We start from the raw sequence: 14,880 nt of genomic DNA, 5'->3' as shown, positions 1-14,880 counted from the left end.
AGGGCCCACCGGCCGCCTCCTCCGCCGCCGTGCCGGACGAACGGGCCGACGCCGTGCCGGAACGACCGCGGGATCACCTGCCGGTGGCCGTGGCGGTGGTGCTGGTCGCGGCACGTCGGAGGGGTGGAGCCCGATGACCGGAGCGACGACGGCTGTCGGGCTCACCGACATCCTCCGGCGCCGCGCCGAACGGATGGGACCAAGCCGTAGCGGAACGGTTGTCGGGTCACGTGCGGGCGGGAACGCGAACGTGACGGCGGGACCGGCCGGAGCACGTCGAAGGGGTGCCGAATGAGCGGGACGACGGACGTGGAACGGGTGCGGCGGTGGCGGTTGCTGCTGGGCTCGGCCGCCGAGGGCATGGGTGAGCTGGGTGAGGACGACCAGCGGCGGGACTCGGCGTTGACCGGTCTGTACGGCGGTGGCGCGGGGGCGCGGACCGTTGGTGACGCGCCGGACGGCGGCAAGCGCGGCGCGGGGCTCGGTTCCAGTGCGCCGGTGCTGCACCGTTGGCTGGGTGATGTTCGCAAGTACTTCCCCGCGTCCGTGGTGCAGGTGATGCAGAAGGACGCGGTGGAGAAGCTGGGGCTGCGTCAACTGCTGCTGGAGCCGGAACTGCTGTCCAGCGTGGAGCCGGACGTCAGTCTCGTCGGCACGCTGGTGTCGCTGTCGTCCGCGATCCCCGCCCGCACCCGCGAGACCGCGAGAGCGGTGGTGCGCAAGGTGGTCGAGGACATCGAGCGCAGGCTGGCCGACCGGTTGACGGCCGCGGTGCACGGCGCCGTCGACCACTCGCAGCGCACCCGCAGGCCCCGGCCCGCCGACGTGGACTGGCCGACCACGATCAGGGCGAACCTCCGGCACTACCAACCGGATCAGCGCACGCTCGTCGTCGAGACCCTGTCCGGCCGCAAGCGCCGCAGCCGGTCGGCCGCGCTGCGGGACGTGATCCTGCTAGTGGACCAGTCGGGCTCGATGGCCGACTCGGTCGTCTACTCGGCGGTCATGGGCGCGTCGCTGGCGTCGTTGAAGTCGATCGACACGAAGCTGGTCGTCTTCGACACCGAGGTCGTCGACCTGACCGAAGCCCTCGACGACCCGGTGGACCTGCTGTTCTCCACGCAACTGGGCGGTGGCACGGACATCAACCGCGCCGTGGCCTACGGGCAGTCGCTCGTGCGCAGGCCGACCGACACCGTCATGGTGCTGATCAGCGACCTGTACGAGGGCGGCGTGGCCCGCGAACTCCAGCGCAGGGTGCGGGAACTGGTGGCCAGCGGCGTCACCGTCGTCGTCCTGCTCGCCCTGGCCGACAGCGGCACCCCGGCCTACGACCACGAACTGGCGGCACAGCTCTCCGAACTGGGCGCGCCTGCCTTCGCCTGCACCCCGGACCGCTTCCCCGACCTCCTGGCCACCGCGCTCCGGAGGGAGGACGTCGCCACCTGGGCCGAACAGTCGGGCATCCCGGTCGGCCGCTAGCCCGCCGCGGCGGGACGGACGGCGGCGAGACGGGCACCAGCGCGGTCACGCCGACGCGGTGCACGACCGACCCGCCGCACAGGCAGGCAACGGCACGGGTCAGCGCGCGAACGCACCGAGAAGCCCAGCCCTGCCACGGCGAACCGGGCGACCAGCGGCTCGGGTCAGCGGTCGCCCCGAGCCGACCAGCAACCCGATCAACCCCACCGCGCCACACAGGCATCGGCGATCACACCGCGCGGACCAGCAACCCGATCGGCCACGCCACAAGCATCGGCGATCACACCGCGCGGACGTATCAGCCTAATCGGCTCTGCCGCGCCGCACAGGCATCGGCGATCACACCGCGCCGACGAGCAGCCCGACCGGCCCTGCCACGCCGCACAGGCCACGCATTGGTGCGGGTCGGCGCTCGCGTCACGTCAGCGAGATGCCCGACGAACCCCGCCGCCCCGCGCGGGGGGCGGGCCACGCAGGTGGCGTGGGTCAGCGTGCGGGCACCCTTGGCGTGAATCGGTAAGCGCACACCTGAGGCGTGAGCCGGTAGGCGGGTACCTGGGGCGTGGGTCAGCGGGCGGACACGCCCACGAGGTGCTCGACCAGGCGGTCCTGCTGCACCGCGGTGGTCGCGTCCAGCCTGAGCGCGGTCTTGCCGACCTCGATCACGAGCTGCTTCACGCCGGTGCGGGTGAGCCAGGCCTGGACGCGTTCGGCCAGCGCCTTGGCCACGTCCGGCTCGGTGATGGCCTGCGAGACGACCTTCGCCTCCTCCAGGGAGGGGCCGTGGCCGCTGACCGGCGGTTGGCCGGTGCGCAGGCGGGTCGCGTCGACGTGGAGTTCGAGCAGGTCGTCGAGGAGCGCGTGCAGGGCTTCGTCGAGCTGGGTGTCGTTCAGCGAATCGTCGACGACGCGAAAAACGATCTCGTTCACTACTGGCCCTTCGCCGGTGCTTGCGGTCTACCGGATCACGATACGGCCGAGGATCAGGTACAGGTGCTTCTCGGTGATCACGGCGGTGCGACCTCGGTCGTCCGGACCCGCCATCCACAGGCGGCCGGTGGCGCGCACGTGCTCGCGGACGCGCTCGGGCATCTCGGAGACGCGCAGGTAGCTGCGGTCGGAGCCCGCGAGTTCGAGGTAGGCCTGGCGGCCGATGCGGGCGCGGCCGGGGACGAAGCGGGCGTCGACGGCGCGCCACGGGTAGTCGCGGACCAGGCGCCTGACCTTGGGGCGGTCGACGAGGTGGCGCAGGCCGGGGACGGCCAGTTCGACGCACAGGGGGAAGAGGATCAGGACCCACGTGGAGTCGAGCGCCATCCACAGCGCGACGACGAGGAGAGCCGTGCCGAACGCCATGGAGAGGTAGCCCGCGGCCCGGTGGTCCGCGCGCGCCAGGCAGCGGTTGGTCCACTCGTCGCTGATCGCTTCCGCCGTGCTCATCACCTCTACAGATACCCCATGGAGATGATCAGCCAAACACCCGCGTCAGCACCTCGGCGTGGAAGAGCTTCGGAACCCCGCGGAACGCGACCACCGTGCGGCCCTCCTGGTCGGGGTCGACGAGCCACGCCCGGCGGTGCCTGCGGACCCGGCCGCGCAGCAGCGGACCGATCCCGTGGACGGCGAGGACGACGGGAGGGGAGCCCGCGACGACGAGGTGGCGGCCCTCCCAGCGGACCTGGACCTGGTTCCACGGCTCGTCCCCGAGGATCATCCCAACGGGTGGACGTCTGCGGAGGGTGAAGCCGAAGACGGCGGTGGACACGACCAGCAGCAACACCGGCAGGACGGACGCCGTGCCCACCCGGTGGACCAGCAGCAGCTGCCCGACGAACGCCAGCACGCCGATGAACGTCCAGGTCAGCGCTCGTCGACTTGCGCGCTCCAGGCAACGCCGGGTCCACTTGTCGTATCGGGCCGCACCTTCGGTGGACGGCTTGTTCGGCACACCCACAGGCCACCTCCGCCTGACGACGAAGAGGTTACGACGGGTGAAGGGCTTCCGTCTCCAGGCAACTCCAAGTTAGGCTCACCTAACCTAAGGAGGTGAACGGTGACCGAGCACCGACGTCCACCTGCCCCGCACGCGGCTGAGCGCGCCCGCACGATCGCCGCCCGCGGCGGCCGTGCCGCCGTGCTGCCCTCCGCCGGAGACGCGGGCGACGGCGTGCGGATCAGCCCGCTGCTGCACCACGTGCACCCGAACGGCACCGCGATGCTGCTGGTGCCCGACGACCACCCGCTGGTCGCGTCGACGTGGCAGGCCCCGCGCGCCGAGGTGACCGCGATGCTGGAGGTCGCCGACCACGCGCCCGTCCAGCTGCGCGAACCGGTCCGCGGCCTGCTGTGGATCACCGGCTGGCTCAGGGCGCTGGACGGCCGGGAGGCGCGCGACGAGGTGCTCGCGGTCGCCGACCAGAAGGCCGATCCCCGGCTGCTGGACGCCGGTCACGGTGCCACGGTGCTGCGGCTGAGCCCGGCGTCGATGGTGATCGCCGACGCCGAGGGCACGAGTTCGCTGCGGCCCGAGCAGTTCGCCGCGGCGGAGCCGGACCCGTTCTGCGCCCACGAGGACCACTGGCTGCGGCACCTCGAACTGTCGCACCGGGACGTGGTCTCGATGCTCGCGAAGCACCTGCCGGAGGAGCTGCGCGGCGGGCACGTCCGCCCGCTGGGCCTCGACCGGTTCGGCCTGCGGCTGCGGGTCGAGGCGGCGGACACCGACCACGACGTGCGGATCGCGTTCTCCCGCCCGGTCGCGTCGTCCAAGGAGCTGTCGGTGGAGCTGCGCCGCCTCGTCGGCTGCCCGTTCCTCGCCCAAACCGGGACGGCCTGACCAGCGACGACAGCAAGAAAACGCGGACACGGCTAGCTTGCACAGGTGAACTGGCTGTCACCCCAACGCCCCGCGTTCCCCGAAGTGCTCCCGAAGGAGCAGCACCGCGGCTACCAGATCGAACTGCTGGTCGTCTTCAGCGTCACCCTCGGCCTGTCCGGGCTGCGGAGCCTGGTCCGGCTGCTGGACAGCCTGCTGCAACCCGTGCCGCTGAACCAGCAGTCGGTCGCGCTCAACGTGCCGCAGGCCCGGTTCGACCTGCTGGACCTCGTCGCGCAGCTGCTCAGCGTCCTCCAGCTGGCCGCGTGGGGCGGGCTCGGCCTCTACCTGCTGTGGCGGGGCGGCATCAAGCTCGGCATGATCGGACTGGACCGCACCCGGATCGGTCCGGACGCGCTCGGCAGCCTCGGGCTCGCCGCGGTCATCGGCATCCCCGGTCTGGCGTTCTACCTGCTCGCCTACAACCTGGGCCTCAACCTCGCCGTGCAGCCGTCGGTGCTGGACGAGGCGTGGTGGCGGACCCTCGTGCTGATCCTCGCCGCCGCGGGCAACGCGTGGGCCGAGGAGGCGCTGGTCGTCGGCTACCTGCTGACCCGGTTCCGGCAGTTCGGCTGGTCGGAGAACAAGGCGCTGCTGGTGAGTTCGGTGCTGCGCGGCTCGTACCACCTCTACCAGGGGTTCGGCGGCTTCATCGGCAACGTGGTCATGGGGCTGGTGTTCGGCCGCGTGTGGCAGCGGACGAACAGGCTGTGGGTCCTGGTCCTGGCGCACACGATCCTCGACGTGGTGGCCTTCGTCGGCTACACGGCGCTGCGCGGCCACGTGTCCTGGCTGCCGTGACCGTCCGCAACGATTCGGCTGTCCAAACCTCATATTGCTGAATGTTTCACTGCATAGAGGCGTTCTTACGATCGACTTCACGCGGTACAGCCCACTCGAAGCAGATTATTTCGCCGTCCAGGCGCTACTCTCGGATTCGTGACTGCGCACATCGCTGAGACGGAAGCCGTCGACGGTGCCCCGCACCCCGCCCCCAGGGTGGAGAGCGAGGTCGGGCCGTTGCGCACGGTGCTGCTGCACCGACCGGGGAACGAGCTCAAGAGGCTCACGCCGCGCAACAACGACCAACTGCTGTTCGACGGCGTGCCGTGGCTGGCCCGCGCGCAGGAGGAGCACGACGCGTTCGCCGAGGTGCTGACCTCGCGCGGCGCCGAGGTGCTGCTGCTGTCGGACCTGCTGGAGGAGGCGCTGACCGACCAGCGCGCGCGGATCGCGGGCATCCACAGCGCGGTCAACGAGCGGCGCCTGGGCATCGACCTGGCGGACGCGCTGCGCTCGCACCTGTCGACGCTGGCCCCGGAGCCGCTGGCGCAGGCGCTGATGACCGGCATGACGTTCGAGGAGCTGCCCGCCGCCGAGGGCGCGTCGCTGGTGCGCAAGATGCACCACCCGATCGACTTCGCGGTCGACCCGCTGCCGAACCTGCTGTTCACCCGCGACTCGTCGGTGTGGGTGGGCGACCGGGTCGCGATCACGTCGCTGGCGCTGCCCGCGCGCGACCGCGAGACGGCGCTGACGGACCTGATCTACGCCTACCACTCGCGCTTCCGCAGGACCGGCCGCGCGTACGGCGCGCACTCGGCGCCCGTCGAGGGCGGCGACGTGCTGCTGCTGGCGCCCGGCGTGCTCGCGATCGGCGTCGGCGAGCGCACCACCCCGGCGGGCGCGGAGTCGTTCGCCCGCTCGGCGCTGGCCGACGGCCTGGCGCACACCGTGCTGGCGGTGCCGATCGTCCAGGAGCGCGCCACCATGCACCTCGACACCGTGTGCACCATGGTCGACCGCGACGCCGTGGTCATGTACCCGGCGGTGCGCAACACCCTGTCCGCCTACCCGGTCCGCTCCGACGGCAGCGGTGGCGTGGTCGTGGACGGCCCGGTGCCGTTCCTGGAGGCCGCGGCCGAGGCGATGGGCATCGACCGGCTGCGGGTGATCGACACCGGTCTCGACCCCGTGACCGCGGAACGCGAGCAGTGGGACGACGGCAACAACACGCTCGCCGTCGCGCCCGGACTGGTCGTCGCCTACGAGCGGAACGTGGAGACCAACGCCCGGCTGGAGGACGCCGGCGTCGAGGTGCTGCGGATCAGCGGGTCCGAACTCGGGTCCGGCCGCGGCGGCCCGCGCTGCATGTCGTGCCCGATCGACCGGGCGGCCCTGGTCTGAGATCGTCGCCACAGCGCACGGCGTGGATCACCGGCCGACACCTGGTCCACGCCGTGCGCAAGCGTTTGTCAGCGGCGATCCGTAGGTTTGCCTAAGCTTTGTTTGGATTACCTCTCCAAACACATATTAGCCTTACCTGCAATGCATTCTACCCCTCATTGGGCTACCGTCGCGGCATGGCTCTCAACGTGAAGAAAATCGGCAGCAAGTCCAACAGGTTCCACGACCTGCTCCAGGCGCAGATCGGCAACGAGTTCACCGCGTCGCAGCAGTACATCGCCGTCGCGGTCTGGTTCGACAACGCGGACCTGCCGCGCCTCGCGTCGCACTTCTACAAGCAGGCGCTCGAAGAGCGCAACCACGCCATGATGATCGTGCAGTACCTGATGGACAACGGCCTCCCGGTGAGCATCCCCGGCGTGGGCGACGTCCGCAACGACTTCTCCGCCGCCCGCGAGCCCGTCGCGCTCGCGCTCCAGCAGGAGAAGGACGTCACCGAGCAGATCGTGGTGCTGGCGAAGACCGCCCGCGACGAGGGCGACTACATCGGCGAGCAGTTCCTCCAGTGGTTCCTCAAGGAGCAGGTCGAGGAGGTCGCGTCGATGAGCACGCTGCTCACCGTCATCGACCGCGCCGACGGCAACCTGTTCCACGTGGAGAACTTCCTGGTGCGCGAGACCGTCGGCGAGGAGTCCGACTCCGGTGCTCCCCGCGCCGCCGGTGGCGCCGTCTGACGTCCTGCCTGCTCACCTGAGCGCCTGCGAACGGCGTCCGACCCGACACCGGGACGGGCGCCGTTCGGGCATCGGCACCACGGCGACCGCACTGTCGGAAAATAGCCGACTCAATTTTCGAGAAAGCATTCCGCGGTGTCGAGCTGCATTCGAATCATCGTGACCCGGTCGGCGTCCTGGAATGACCCGCCAGTTCCCTGGACGTGGAACACGTAGTTCCACGCGAGCGCTCCCCCGGTGTGGACGACGAATCCCGCGAGCACCGCGGTGGCCGACGGGTACCGCGCTTTCACCTCCGCCACGGTCGAGCCCACGCCGATGCCCATCGAGGTCTTGGCGGTGCTGGGGATGGTGATCCGCACGACGCCCGCCGAGGGGCTGACGACCACCGCTCCCACCATGTCCGGGTGGCCCTGGCTGGAGTACTGGTGGCACCCGAGGGAGTCGTCCCCGGTCCTGGTGATGAAGCCGGTCGCGACCGCGTCCGCCTCCGCCATGCCGAGCTTGAGCACCCCGAAGCCGACCGAGCCGGACGAGGGGGGCTGCTCCACGGTGACGGTCTTCGTCACCTCGGACGTGGGGGGACCCGCGGGTGGCATGGACGCCGGGCCCCCGAGGCCCGCCAGCGCGATGCCGCCCGCCACCAGCGCGGCCACCGCGAACGCGCTGCCCGCGCTCGCGAGCGCCACGCGCCTGCGCCGCACCCGGCGCGCGCCGGTCACCACGGCGTGGTCCGCACCCGGTTTGACCGGGATCTCCAACCTCTGGTCCTGGAACAGCCTGCGCAGTTCGTCGTCGAGGTCCACGGTCAGTCCCTCCCTTCCACGAGCCAACCGAGTTTCGTCCGCAACGCAGCCATCGCCTTGCTGTTCTGGCTCTTCACCGTGCCCTTCGTGACGCCGAGCGAGTCGGCGATCTCCGCCTCGGACAGACCCTCGTAGAACCGCAGCACGACGACGGCGCGCTGCCTCGGCGGCAGTTCGCGCATGGCCTGCCACAGCGGCTCGTGCTCCAGCCGGTCGCTCTCGGCCCGCGCGGGCGAGTCGGGGAAGTCGGCGACGAGGTTCTCCCTGCGGAGCCGACGCCACCGGCTGACGTGCCCGTTGGCCATCGCGCGCCGCACGTAGGCGAGCGGGTCGGGGCCCTTGCCGAGCACGGAGTGCCAGCGCGAGCCGACCTTCTCCAGCACCGACTGGACGAGGTCGGCCGCGTCGTGCGGGTTGCCGGTCAGCGCGTGGCCGTACCGGAGCAGACCTGGCAACGACATCCGGACGAACTCGGCGAAGTCCTCCACCACGGCCCTCTCCCCGCCGAGTTCGGCCGTCCCTCCGACGCCGTTCCCCGCTGCACCGACGTGCACTGGTGCGAACACCGCACGCCCCCCTCCTCGACAGCCCCCACGACTGCCGCTGGGAGGCACACGTCCGGAGCACCGCACCGGTTGCCGGTACCGGGGTGGGGCGGAGATCACGCTCGGGTTCGCGGGTGGCACGCAACCTGCACGCCCGTCGAACGTCGTCGGTTGCCCCGGAGCGTCAGATCGTCGTGGGCGGCCGGAACCGGCCGTCGTCCCCCGGCGCGTAGTCGAGGACGCGGACGACCGAGCCCACCGGGATCGGGGCGTACACGTGGGGGAACCACACGCCGGTCGGGTGCTCGGGCTCGCCGGGCTCCCACTTCACCGGCAACCCGGTCGGGTCGACGACGAGCAGCAGCAGGTCCGTGCGGCCCGAGCAGAGGAGGTTCGCGGGCAGGTGGACGCTGCCGGGGTCGGCGCAGTGCACGAAGCCGACGGTGGCGAGCGAGTCCGGTCGGACCTCGCCGCGCTCGCGGTCGGCGGCCCACTCGTCGGTGCCGCTGATGCGCAGGATCACTTATCCACACCCCCTGTGGACAACGTTGTGGACAACCTCGGGGAGCGCCGGGCGCTCCCCGAGGTGCCGCTAGCGAAGGGTGATCTGACGGCCGCGCAGACCCTCGCGGGCCCGCCGCTCGGCGTCGGTGATCGGCTCGTCCTCGACGCTGGCCAGCGCTTCCAGCAACCGCTTGCCCAACGCCTCGGCGGGACCGGCCCACTCGGAGGCGTGCAGCTCGCGGTCCAGGTCCCACACCGGCACGACCAGGCCGTGCGCGCGGAACGAGCCCGCGTAGCGGGAGCCCTCACCCAGGTCCAGCTCGCCGCGCACGTGCAGGCGCGCCATGGCGTTGAGCAGCTTCTCCTCGGCCTCCGGGCGGACCCAGCGCAGGTGCGCCTTGTCGCCCGCGTCGACCCAGTAGGCCGCCTTCACGCCGGGGGCGTCCACGCGCGCGGTCGGCAGGATCGCCGAGTTCGCCCGCTCCAGCGACAGCGCCACCTCGCCGGTGGGCTGGTTGTCCGGCGGCATCCACCACGCGAAGTCGTCGTGCAGCTCGGGGCTCAGCTCGGCGTCGACGTCCAGGACGTCCTGGAGCCTGCCGGGGTTCTCGCCGTTGTCGGGGCCGACGACGGACAGCGCCTCGCCGGTCTCCGCCTTCTCGGCCCACTGGACGGCGCGGGCCAGGTCGCGGCTGATGTCGCCGGACCTGATCTGCACCTGGAGGCCGACGAACGCCGTGCCGTCGCCGCGGACCAGACCGGCCGCGGCCATCGGCAGCACCGTGGCGAGGGTGATCTCGCGGTCGCCCTTGGCGAGCGGCAGCTTCACCGTCGCCGAGGGCACGAACTCGCGCAGCGCGATGAGTTCGCACTCCGAGGCCAGTCCCTCGAACGGACGGGACACCATCACGTCGCCGGGGCCGCCTTCGGAGCCGTGGCAGGCCTTGTACCTCTTGCCGGAGCCGCACGGGCACGGCTGGCGGGGGTTGATCCCGTCAGCTGGCTTCGCAGCGTTCTTCACGGCCGTCCGCTTGGCCACCTGTGGCCCTCCTCGCGCTCGCAGTCAGTGCGCAAAGTTATCCGACCGCGACCCGCTCATCCGAGTTGGGCAGCGGTTGCACGCGCCCCGGACAGGTGTTCACGAGTCCTGATCGGGGAGTTCGTGGCCAGGAACCGCACCCCGAGGTCGCGGCAGAACTCGACGTCCTCCGCGGAGTCGACCGTCCAGACGTACGTGTCGTGCCCCTGCTCCCGGCTGCGCTCGACGTAACCGGGGTCCAGGCGCAGCAGCTCCACGTCCGGGCCGGTGTGGTCGGCCCACGGCGGCAGCCAGCCGTCGCGGCCCTGCTCCCCCATCTTCTCGATGAGCTGCACGGTGGGCAGGCGCGGCGCCTGTTCGCGCAGCTTGCGCACGGCCAGCGTGGAGAACGACATCAGCACCACGCGCGCCTCGTCCTTCGTCTCGGGCTTGGACAGCCCGAACCGGCGCAGGGCCGCGCCCACCGCGGCCTCGATCCGACCGGGGAAGCGAGCGGGGTGCTTGGACTCGACGAACAGCGTCAGGTCCGGCCGCGAGGCGACGAGGAGTTCGAGCAGCGCGTCGAACGTGAGCACGGGCTGGTGCTCGCCGTCCCGCCAACTGCCGAAGTCCAGCTCGGACAGCTCGGCCAACGTCATCCTGCTGACCAGGCCGGTGCCCGAGGAGGTGCGGTCGACGGCGTCGTCGTGGACGCAGACCAGGTGTCCGTCGGCGGTGAGCCGGACGTCGCACTCCAGGCCGTCAGCCCCCTGGGTGATCGCTAGTTCGAAGGCCGCGAACGTCAGTTCGGCCCGGTGGGCTGAAGCGCCGCGGTGCGCGACGACGAGAGGTGGCACGAGCGAAAACTGTCCGTGACCTGCGGCTCCCGGTCAACTCGCCCCAGGTGAACCACTGGATAACTATTTGAGCCGACAAGCACACCTCGTGGACTTGGACAGGTGCCACGACATAGCGTTCCGGGCGTGACCAGTGTCGTATTCGACCAGCGGGACCCGGCGTTCATCGCCGACCCCTACCCCGTCTTCGCCGCTCTGCGCGAACGGGGCGAGGTGCACTGGCACGACGACCTCGGCATCGCGGTCACCGCGTCGCACTCCGCCGCGTCGGCCGTGCTGCGCCACCGCTCGCTGGGGCGGGTGTGGTCGGACGTGAAGCCGGTCGAGGCGTTCACCTCGTTCAACCTCCTGCACCGCAACTCGCTGCTGGAGAACGAGCCGCCGACCCACGGCAGGCTGCGGCGGCTGGTCGCCGCCGCGTTCGGGCGCGGTCACGTCGAACGGCTGAGACCGTGGATCGCCGACCTGGCGGACCGGTTGGTCGACGAGCTGTGCGCGAAGATCGCCGACCAGGGTTCGGCGGACCTGCTGGCCCACGTGGCCGCCCCGCTGCCGGTCGAGGTGATCGCCGAACTGCTCGGCGTGCCCGGCTCGGAGCGTGCGCTGCTCCAGCCGTGGTCCAACGCGATCGTGAAGATGTACGAGTTCGACCTGCCGCGGGAGCAGAGGGCCGCCGCCGAGCGCGCCTCCACCGAGTTCGTCGCCTACCTGCGCGACCTGGTCGCCCTGCGCCGCGAGAACCCCGGTGCCGACCTGGTGAGCGACCTGGTCGCGGTGACCGACACCGACGGCGGCAAGCTCACCGAGGACGAGCTGGTCGCCACCGCCGTCCTGCTGCTCATGGCGGGCCACGAGGCCACGGTGAACGTCATCGGCAACGGCGTCCTGGCGCTGATGCGCCACCCCGACCAGTGGCGGCGGCTGCTCGCCGATCCCGCGCTGCTGCCGACCGCGACCGAGGAGCTGATCCGCTTCGACTCGCCGTTGCAGCTCTTCGAGCGCACGGCGACCGCCGACGTGGAGATCGCCGGGTACGAGTTGCGGGCGGGCGACAAGATCGCCGCGCTGCTCGGTGCCGCGGCCCGCGACCCGCTGGTGTTCAGCGCGCCCGACACCCTCGACATCGGCCGCTTCCCCAACCAGCACCTGGGTTTCGGCGCGGGCATCCACTACTGCCTCGGCGCGCCCCTGGCCCGCATCGAGGTCGAGGCCGCGCTGGGCGCGCTGGCGCGCAAGCTGCCCGGCGCCGAGTTGGCGGCGCAGCCGCGCAGGCGCGCGGAGTTCGTCATCCGCGGCCTGCACGAACTGCCTCTCACGGGTACCGGCGCGGGAGCTTGAGGCCCCTGTCGGCGAGCACGGCGCGGAGGCGGTCCGGGTAGTCGGTGATCAGCCCGTCCACGCCGTCGTCGATCAGCTTGTTCATGGTCGCCGGGTCGTTGACGGTCCACGGGACCACCCTGAGGTGCGCGCGGTGGGCTTCGTCGACGAGCGCCCTCGTGGTGAACGGGACGTAGTCCGGGTCGCCGACACCGCCGCCCTGCGGGTTGCCGTGGACCGGTGACAGGGCGACGGCGCCGAAGCTCTTCACCGCTCGGACGGGGCTGCCGCCGAAGTCGGCCAGGTCCAGCCCGCCGAGCCACGGGGAACCGGGGCGCAGGAACTCCGGCTGGGTGAGGGCGACCAGCCCGATGCGGGGTTCCACCTGGCGCATCCGCATCAGCGCGCCCCAGTCGAAGCTCTGCACGGTGGTGTTGCGCAGGAAGCCGGACCGGCGGATCTCGCGGGCGGCGACCTGGACGAACTGCTCGCGCGGCGCGGTCTCGTGCGGCGCGGCGGCCTCGACCTTGGTCTCGACGTTGAACCGGATGCCGTGGGCGTGGTGCCTGCGGGCGAGGTCGAACACCTCCCGCAGCGTCGGCATCCTGGCTCCCGGCGACAGCTCCTGGTCCGGGTACTGCTCCCAGCGCCGCGACCCGCAGTCGAGGGTGCGGACCTGGGCGAACGTCAGGTCCTTCACGTACTTGCCCGCGTACGGGAACGCCGGGTCGCCCGGTGTGGCCGGGGCGGTGTCGACGCACTTGGCCGGGTTGGTCCTCCGGTCGTGCGTCACGACCTCGCGGCCGTCGGAGGTGATCTGGATGTCCAGTTCGAGCGTGGTCACCCCGACTCGCAAGGCCTTCTCGAACGCGGCCAGGGTGCTCTCGACGGTGAGCCCGATCCCGCCCCGGTGGGCTTGGAGGTCGAACTCGCGTCCGTGGGCGTCAGCGACGCCGGGGACCAGCACACCGATCACGACAGCCACCACGAGTGCCCGCATGGCTCCACCGTGGCAGATCGAGGTGGCCGCCCGGTATCCGCGAGTTGGACGCTGGACGTGCTCCCTGGTACCCGCGGCTAGCGGGCGGAACCGGCGTAGCGCTGGGCGCGCAGCGGCGGTTCCGGGGCGTCCTTGACGCCGACCACGCGCATGAACCGCACCGCCGACGGGTCGACCGGGAGCAGCAGGGTGGTGATGCGGCGGACGACCAGGGTGGTCGTGATCGCCACGGCGGCGGCGAGCAGGTCGGCGAACGCGTGCAGCAGCACGCCGTCGGCCAGCGCCTGCACGCTGGAGCGGAAGGTCCAGGCCAGGGTGAACGCGACGAACAGGCCGGTGGCTGCCCACAGGCCCCACCAGACCCTGAGCAGCCTGGACGGGGTGGGGCGGCGGTCGGCGGGCTCGCGCAGGGCGGCGTGCTCCAGTTCCGCCGCGACCGATCCGGGGACCACGAGGTTCACGCCGGGCACGACCAGGCCGATGAGGACCTGGAGGTCGGAGCGGGACGGGGCGTACCCCGCGGCGTCCGCGGCGGCGTCGCGCGCGCGGCGCAGCCACAGCAGGGTGAGCACGAGGGCCAGGGCCGACGCGACCCACGAGATCACGGCCGACGAGACGACCATGGCGTCGGACAGGCCGACGGTGGTCGGCGACAGTGCCCCGTACCGGCTGAGCGCGAGCAGCACGTACCGCCACACCTCGCTGCCCGCCGCCCAGATCGCCGTCACGGCCGCGAGGCCGAGCGCGTTCGTGGCCGCGCGGGCGCGGGTGCGGACCTGGTCGACGGAGACCGGGACCGACGCGTCGCCCATGACCGACGTCGGCCAGCGCCACGCGAGCAGCGGGAAACCCCACCTCGGCGGCACCGGGTAGGACGGCGGCCCCTGGTAGCGCGGGGTGAACCGCCGCGACCGACGCTGGTAGGCGCCGGGCGGCGGGGTCGCCACCCAGTCCACGCGCATCGGCTGCAACGGCTGCATGATCAGATGACCTCGGGCTCCGCGCCCGCGACGCCGCCCACGAGCGGACGGCCCTGGGCGGACCAGTGCTGCATGCCGCCGTCGACGTTCACCGCGTCCCAGCCGTTCGCGTTCAGGTACTGGGTGACGCGGGCGGACCGGCCGCCCGAACGGCAGATCACGTACAGCTCGCTGTCGGCGGGCAGCTCTTCGAGCCTGCTCGCCAGCTCGCTCATCGGGATGTGCAGCGCGTCGGGCGCGTGCCCGGCTTCCCACTCGTCGGCTTCGCGCACGTCGAGCAGCACCTTGCCCTCGGGCAGCTCGACGGGGACCTCGGACACTTCGACGTTCGGCACGGTCACGTCCGCAATGGTGCCACGTCGTCAGGTCGGACGAGCGTGAGGAACCGCCTCGGCGCACCGGGGGCGGGCGGTTCGGGCGGGTTCGACCGGCCGTGCCGCGACGGCTTTTGAGTTTTCTTGAAGGTCGGCGGTCCACTGTTGCGTCCGGGGGGAGGGCACGGGCGCCGGAGGGGAGCGCCGGTGCCCGAGGTCGCGAAAACCCCCACCCGACGGGGTGTCGGGTGGGGGTTTTCG

Annotated in this window: 17 protein-coding genes; 6 read left to right on the top strand and 11 right to left on the bottom strand. The window is 71.6% G+C overall.

Features of this window, described 5'->3' with window-relative positions:
• Positions 1–291 precede the first annotated feature (291 nt).
• A complete protein-coding gene (locus VFZ92_RS19730) occupies positions 292–1,482 on the top strand; it encodes a VWA domain-containing protein (RefSeq protein WP_330877446.1) in 1,191 nt (396 codons plus the stop codon).
• Positions 1,483–2,049: 567 nt separating this feature from the next.
• On the opposite strand, the gene VFZ92_RS19725 is transcribed toward VFZ92_RS19730, so the two are convergent.
• Genes VFZ92_RS19725 through VFZ92_RS19715 form a run of 3 tightly spaced genes read right to left on the bottom strand, consistent with a single transcriptional unit; the run spans position 2,050 to position 3,430 of the window.
• Positions 2,050–2,412 carry a hypothetical protein gene (locus tag VFZ92_RS19725; protein WP_330877445.1) on the bottom strand — a complete coding sequence of 121 codons (363 nt, stop codon included), beginning with the start codon at positions 2,410–2,412 and terminating at the stop codon, positions 2,050–2,052.
• A 27-nt stretch (positions 2,413–2,439) separates the two neighbouring features.
• Positions 2,440–2,922 (bottom strand): hypothetical protein, encoded by a 483-nt coding sequence (locus VFZ92_RS19720; RefSeq protein WP_330877444.1) that lies wholly within the window; start codon positions 2,920–2,922, stop codon positions 2,440–2,442.
• A gap of 28 nt (positions 2,923–2,950) precedes the next feature.
• On the bottom strand, positions 2,951–3,430 hold the full coding sequence (locus tag VFZ92_RS19715) for a hypothetical protein (protein ID WP_330877443.1): 480 nt from the start codon (positions 3,428–3,430) through the stop codon (positions 2,951–2,953).
• A gap of 105 nt (positions 3,431–3,535) precedes the next feature.
• Here VFZ92_RS19715 and VFZ92_RS19710 point away from each other — a divergent pair, with 105 nt between their 5' ends.
• The 4 genes from VFZ92_RS19710 to VFZ92_RS19695 all read left to right on the top strand — a co-directional run bounded on the left by VFZ92_RS19710 (position 3,536) and on the right by VFZ92_RS19695 (position 7,278).
• A complete protein-coding gene (locus VFZ92_RS19710) occupies positions 3,536–4,318 on the top strand; it encodes a DUF2470 domain-containing protein (protein WP_330877442.1) in 783 nt (260 codons plus the stop codon).
• Positions 4,319–4,363: 45 nt separating this feature from the next.
• Positions 4,364–5,158, top strand: a complete 795-nt coding sequence (locus VFZ92_RS19705) for a CPBP family intramembrane glutamic endopeptidase (protein WP_330877441.1) — start codon at positions 4,364–4,366, stop codon at positions 5,156–5,158.
• 138 nt (positions 5,159–5,296) lie between these two features.
• Positions 5,297–6,544: an arginine deiminase gene (locus VFZ92_RS19700; protein ID WP_330877440.1), complete on the top strand. Its 1,248-nt coding sequence runs from the start codon at positions 5,297–5,299 to the stop codon at positions 6,542–6,544.
• A 176-nt stretch (positions 6,545–6,720) separates the two neighbouring features.
• Positions 6,721–7,278, top strand: coding sequence for a ferritin (locus VFZ92_RS19695; protein WP_330877439.1), 558 nt, complete (start codon positions 6,721–6,723; stop codon positions 7,276–7,278).
• Positions 7,279–7,388: 110 nt separating this feature from the next.
• On the opposite strand, the gene VFZ92_RS19690 is transcribed toward VFZ92_RS19695, so the two are convergent.
• The 5 genes from VFZ92_RS19690 to VFZ92_RS19670 all read right to left on the bottom strand — a co-directional run bounded on the left by VFZ92_RS19690 (position 7,389) and on the right by VFZ92_RS19670 (position 11,008).
• On the bottom strand, positions 7,389–8,084 hold the full coding sequence (locus VFZ92_RS19690; RefSeq protein ID WP_330877438.1) for a hypothetical protein: 696 nt from the start codon (positions 8,082–8,084) through the stop codon (positions 7,389–7,391).
• Positions 8,085–8,086: 2 nt separating this feature from the next.
• Positions 8,087–8,575 (bottom strand): SigE family RNA polymerase sigma factor, encoded by a 489-nt coding sequence (locus VFZ92_RS19685; protein WP_330877570.1) that lies wholly within the window; start codon positions 8,573–8,575, stop codon positions 8,087–8,089.
• Between the two features lie 238 nt (positions 8,576–8,813).
• Entirely contained in the window at positions 8,814–9,152 is a 339-nt protein-coding gene (locus VFZ92_RS19680; protein ID WP_330877437.1) for a DUF952 domain-containing protein, read from the bottom strand.
• A 69-nt stretch (positions 9,153–9,221) separates the two neighbouring features.
• On the bottom strand, positions 9,222–10,172 hold the full coding sequence (locus VFZ92_RS19675) for a DUF5926 family protein (protein WP_330877436.1): 951 nt from the start codon (positions 10,170–10,172) through the stop codon (positions 9,222–9,224).
• A 56-nt stretch (positions 10,173–10,228) separates the two neighbouring features.
• Positions 10,229–11,008: a glycerophosphodiester phosphodiesterase gene (locus tag VFZ92_RS19670; protein ID WP_330877435.1), complete on the bottom strand. Its 780-nt coding sequence runs from the start codon at positions 11,006–11,008 to the stop codon at positions 10,229–10,231.
• Positions 11,009–11,134: 126 nt separating this feature from the next.
• Here VFZ92_RS19670 and VFZ92_RS19665 point away from each other — a divergent pair, with 126 nt between their 5' ends.
• Complete coding sequence (locus tag VFZ92_RS19665) at positions 11,135–12,346, top strand: cytochrome P450 (protein WP_330877434.1); 1,212 nt, start codon at positions 11,135–11,137, stop codon at positions 12,344–12,346.
• Here VFZ92_RS19665 and VFZ92_RS19660 read toward each other — a convergent pair.
• From VFZ92_RS19660 to VFZ92_RS19650, 3 genes are all read right to left on the bottom strand, one after another.
• Positions 12,321–13,325, bottom strand: a complete 1,005-nt coding sequence (locus VFZ92_RS19660) for a glycerophosphodiester phosphodiesterase family protein (protein ID WP_330877433.1) — start codon at positions 13,323–13,325, stop codon at positions 12,321–12,323. The two genes, VFZ92_RS19665 and VFZ92_RS19660, sit on opposite strands and share 26 nt — an antisense overlap.
• A 77-nt stretch (positions 13,326–13,402) precedes the next feature.
• Positions 13,403–14,305 (bottom strand): DUF4328 domain-containing protein, encoded by a 903-nt coding sequence (locus tag VFZ92_RS19655; protein WP_330877432.1) that lies wholly within the window; start codon positions 14,303–14,305, stop codon positions 13,403–13,405.
• A gap of 2 nt (positions 14,306–14,307) precedes the next feature.
• Complete coding sequence (locus VFZ92_RS19650) at positions 14,308–14,655, bottom strand: rhodanese-like domain-containing protein (RefSeq protein ID WP_414719957.1); 348 nt, start codon at positions 14,653–14,655, stop codon at positions 14,308–14,310.
• Between the last annotated feature and the right edge of the window lie 225 nt (positions 14,656–14,880).

This window comes from Umezawaea sp., assembly GCF_036375055.1.
Classification (GTDB): domain Bacteria; phylum Actinomycetota; class Actinomycetes; order Mycobacteriales; family Pseudonocardiaceae; genus Umezawaea.
This window is presented reverse-complemented; position numbering and strand designations above follow the sequence as displayed.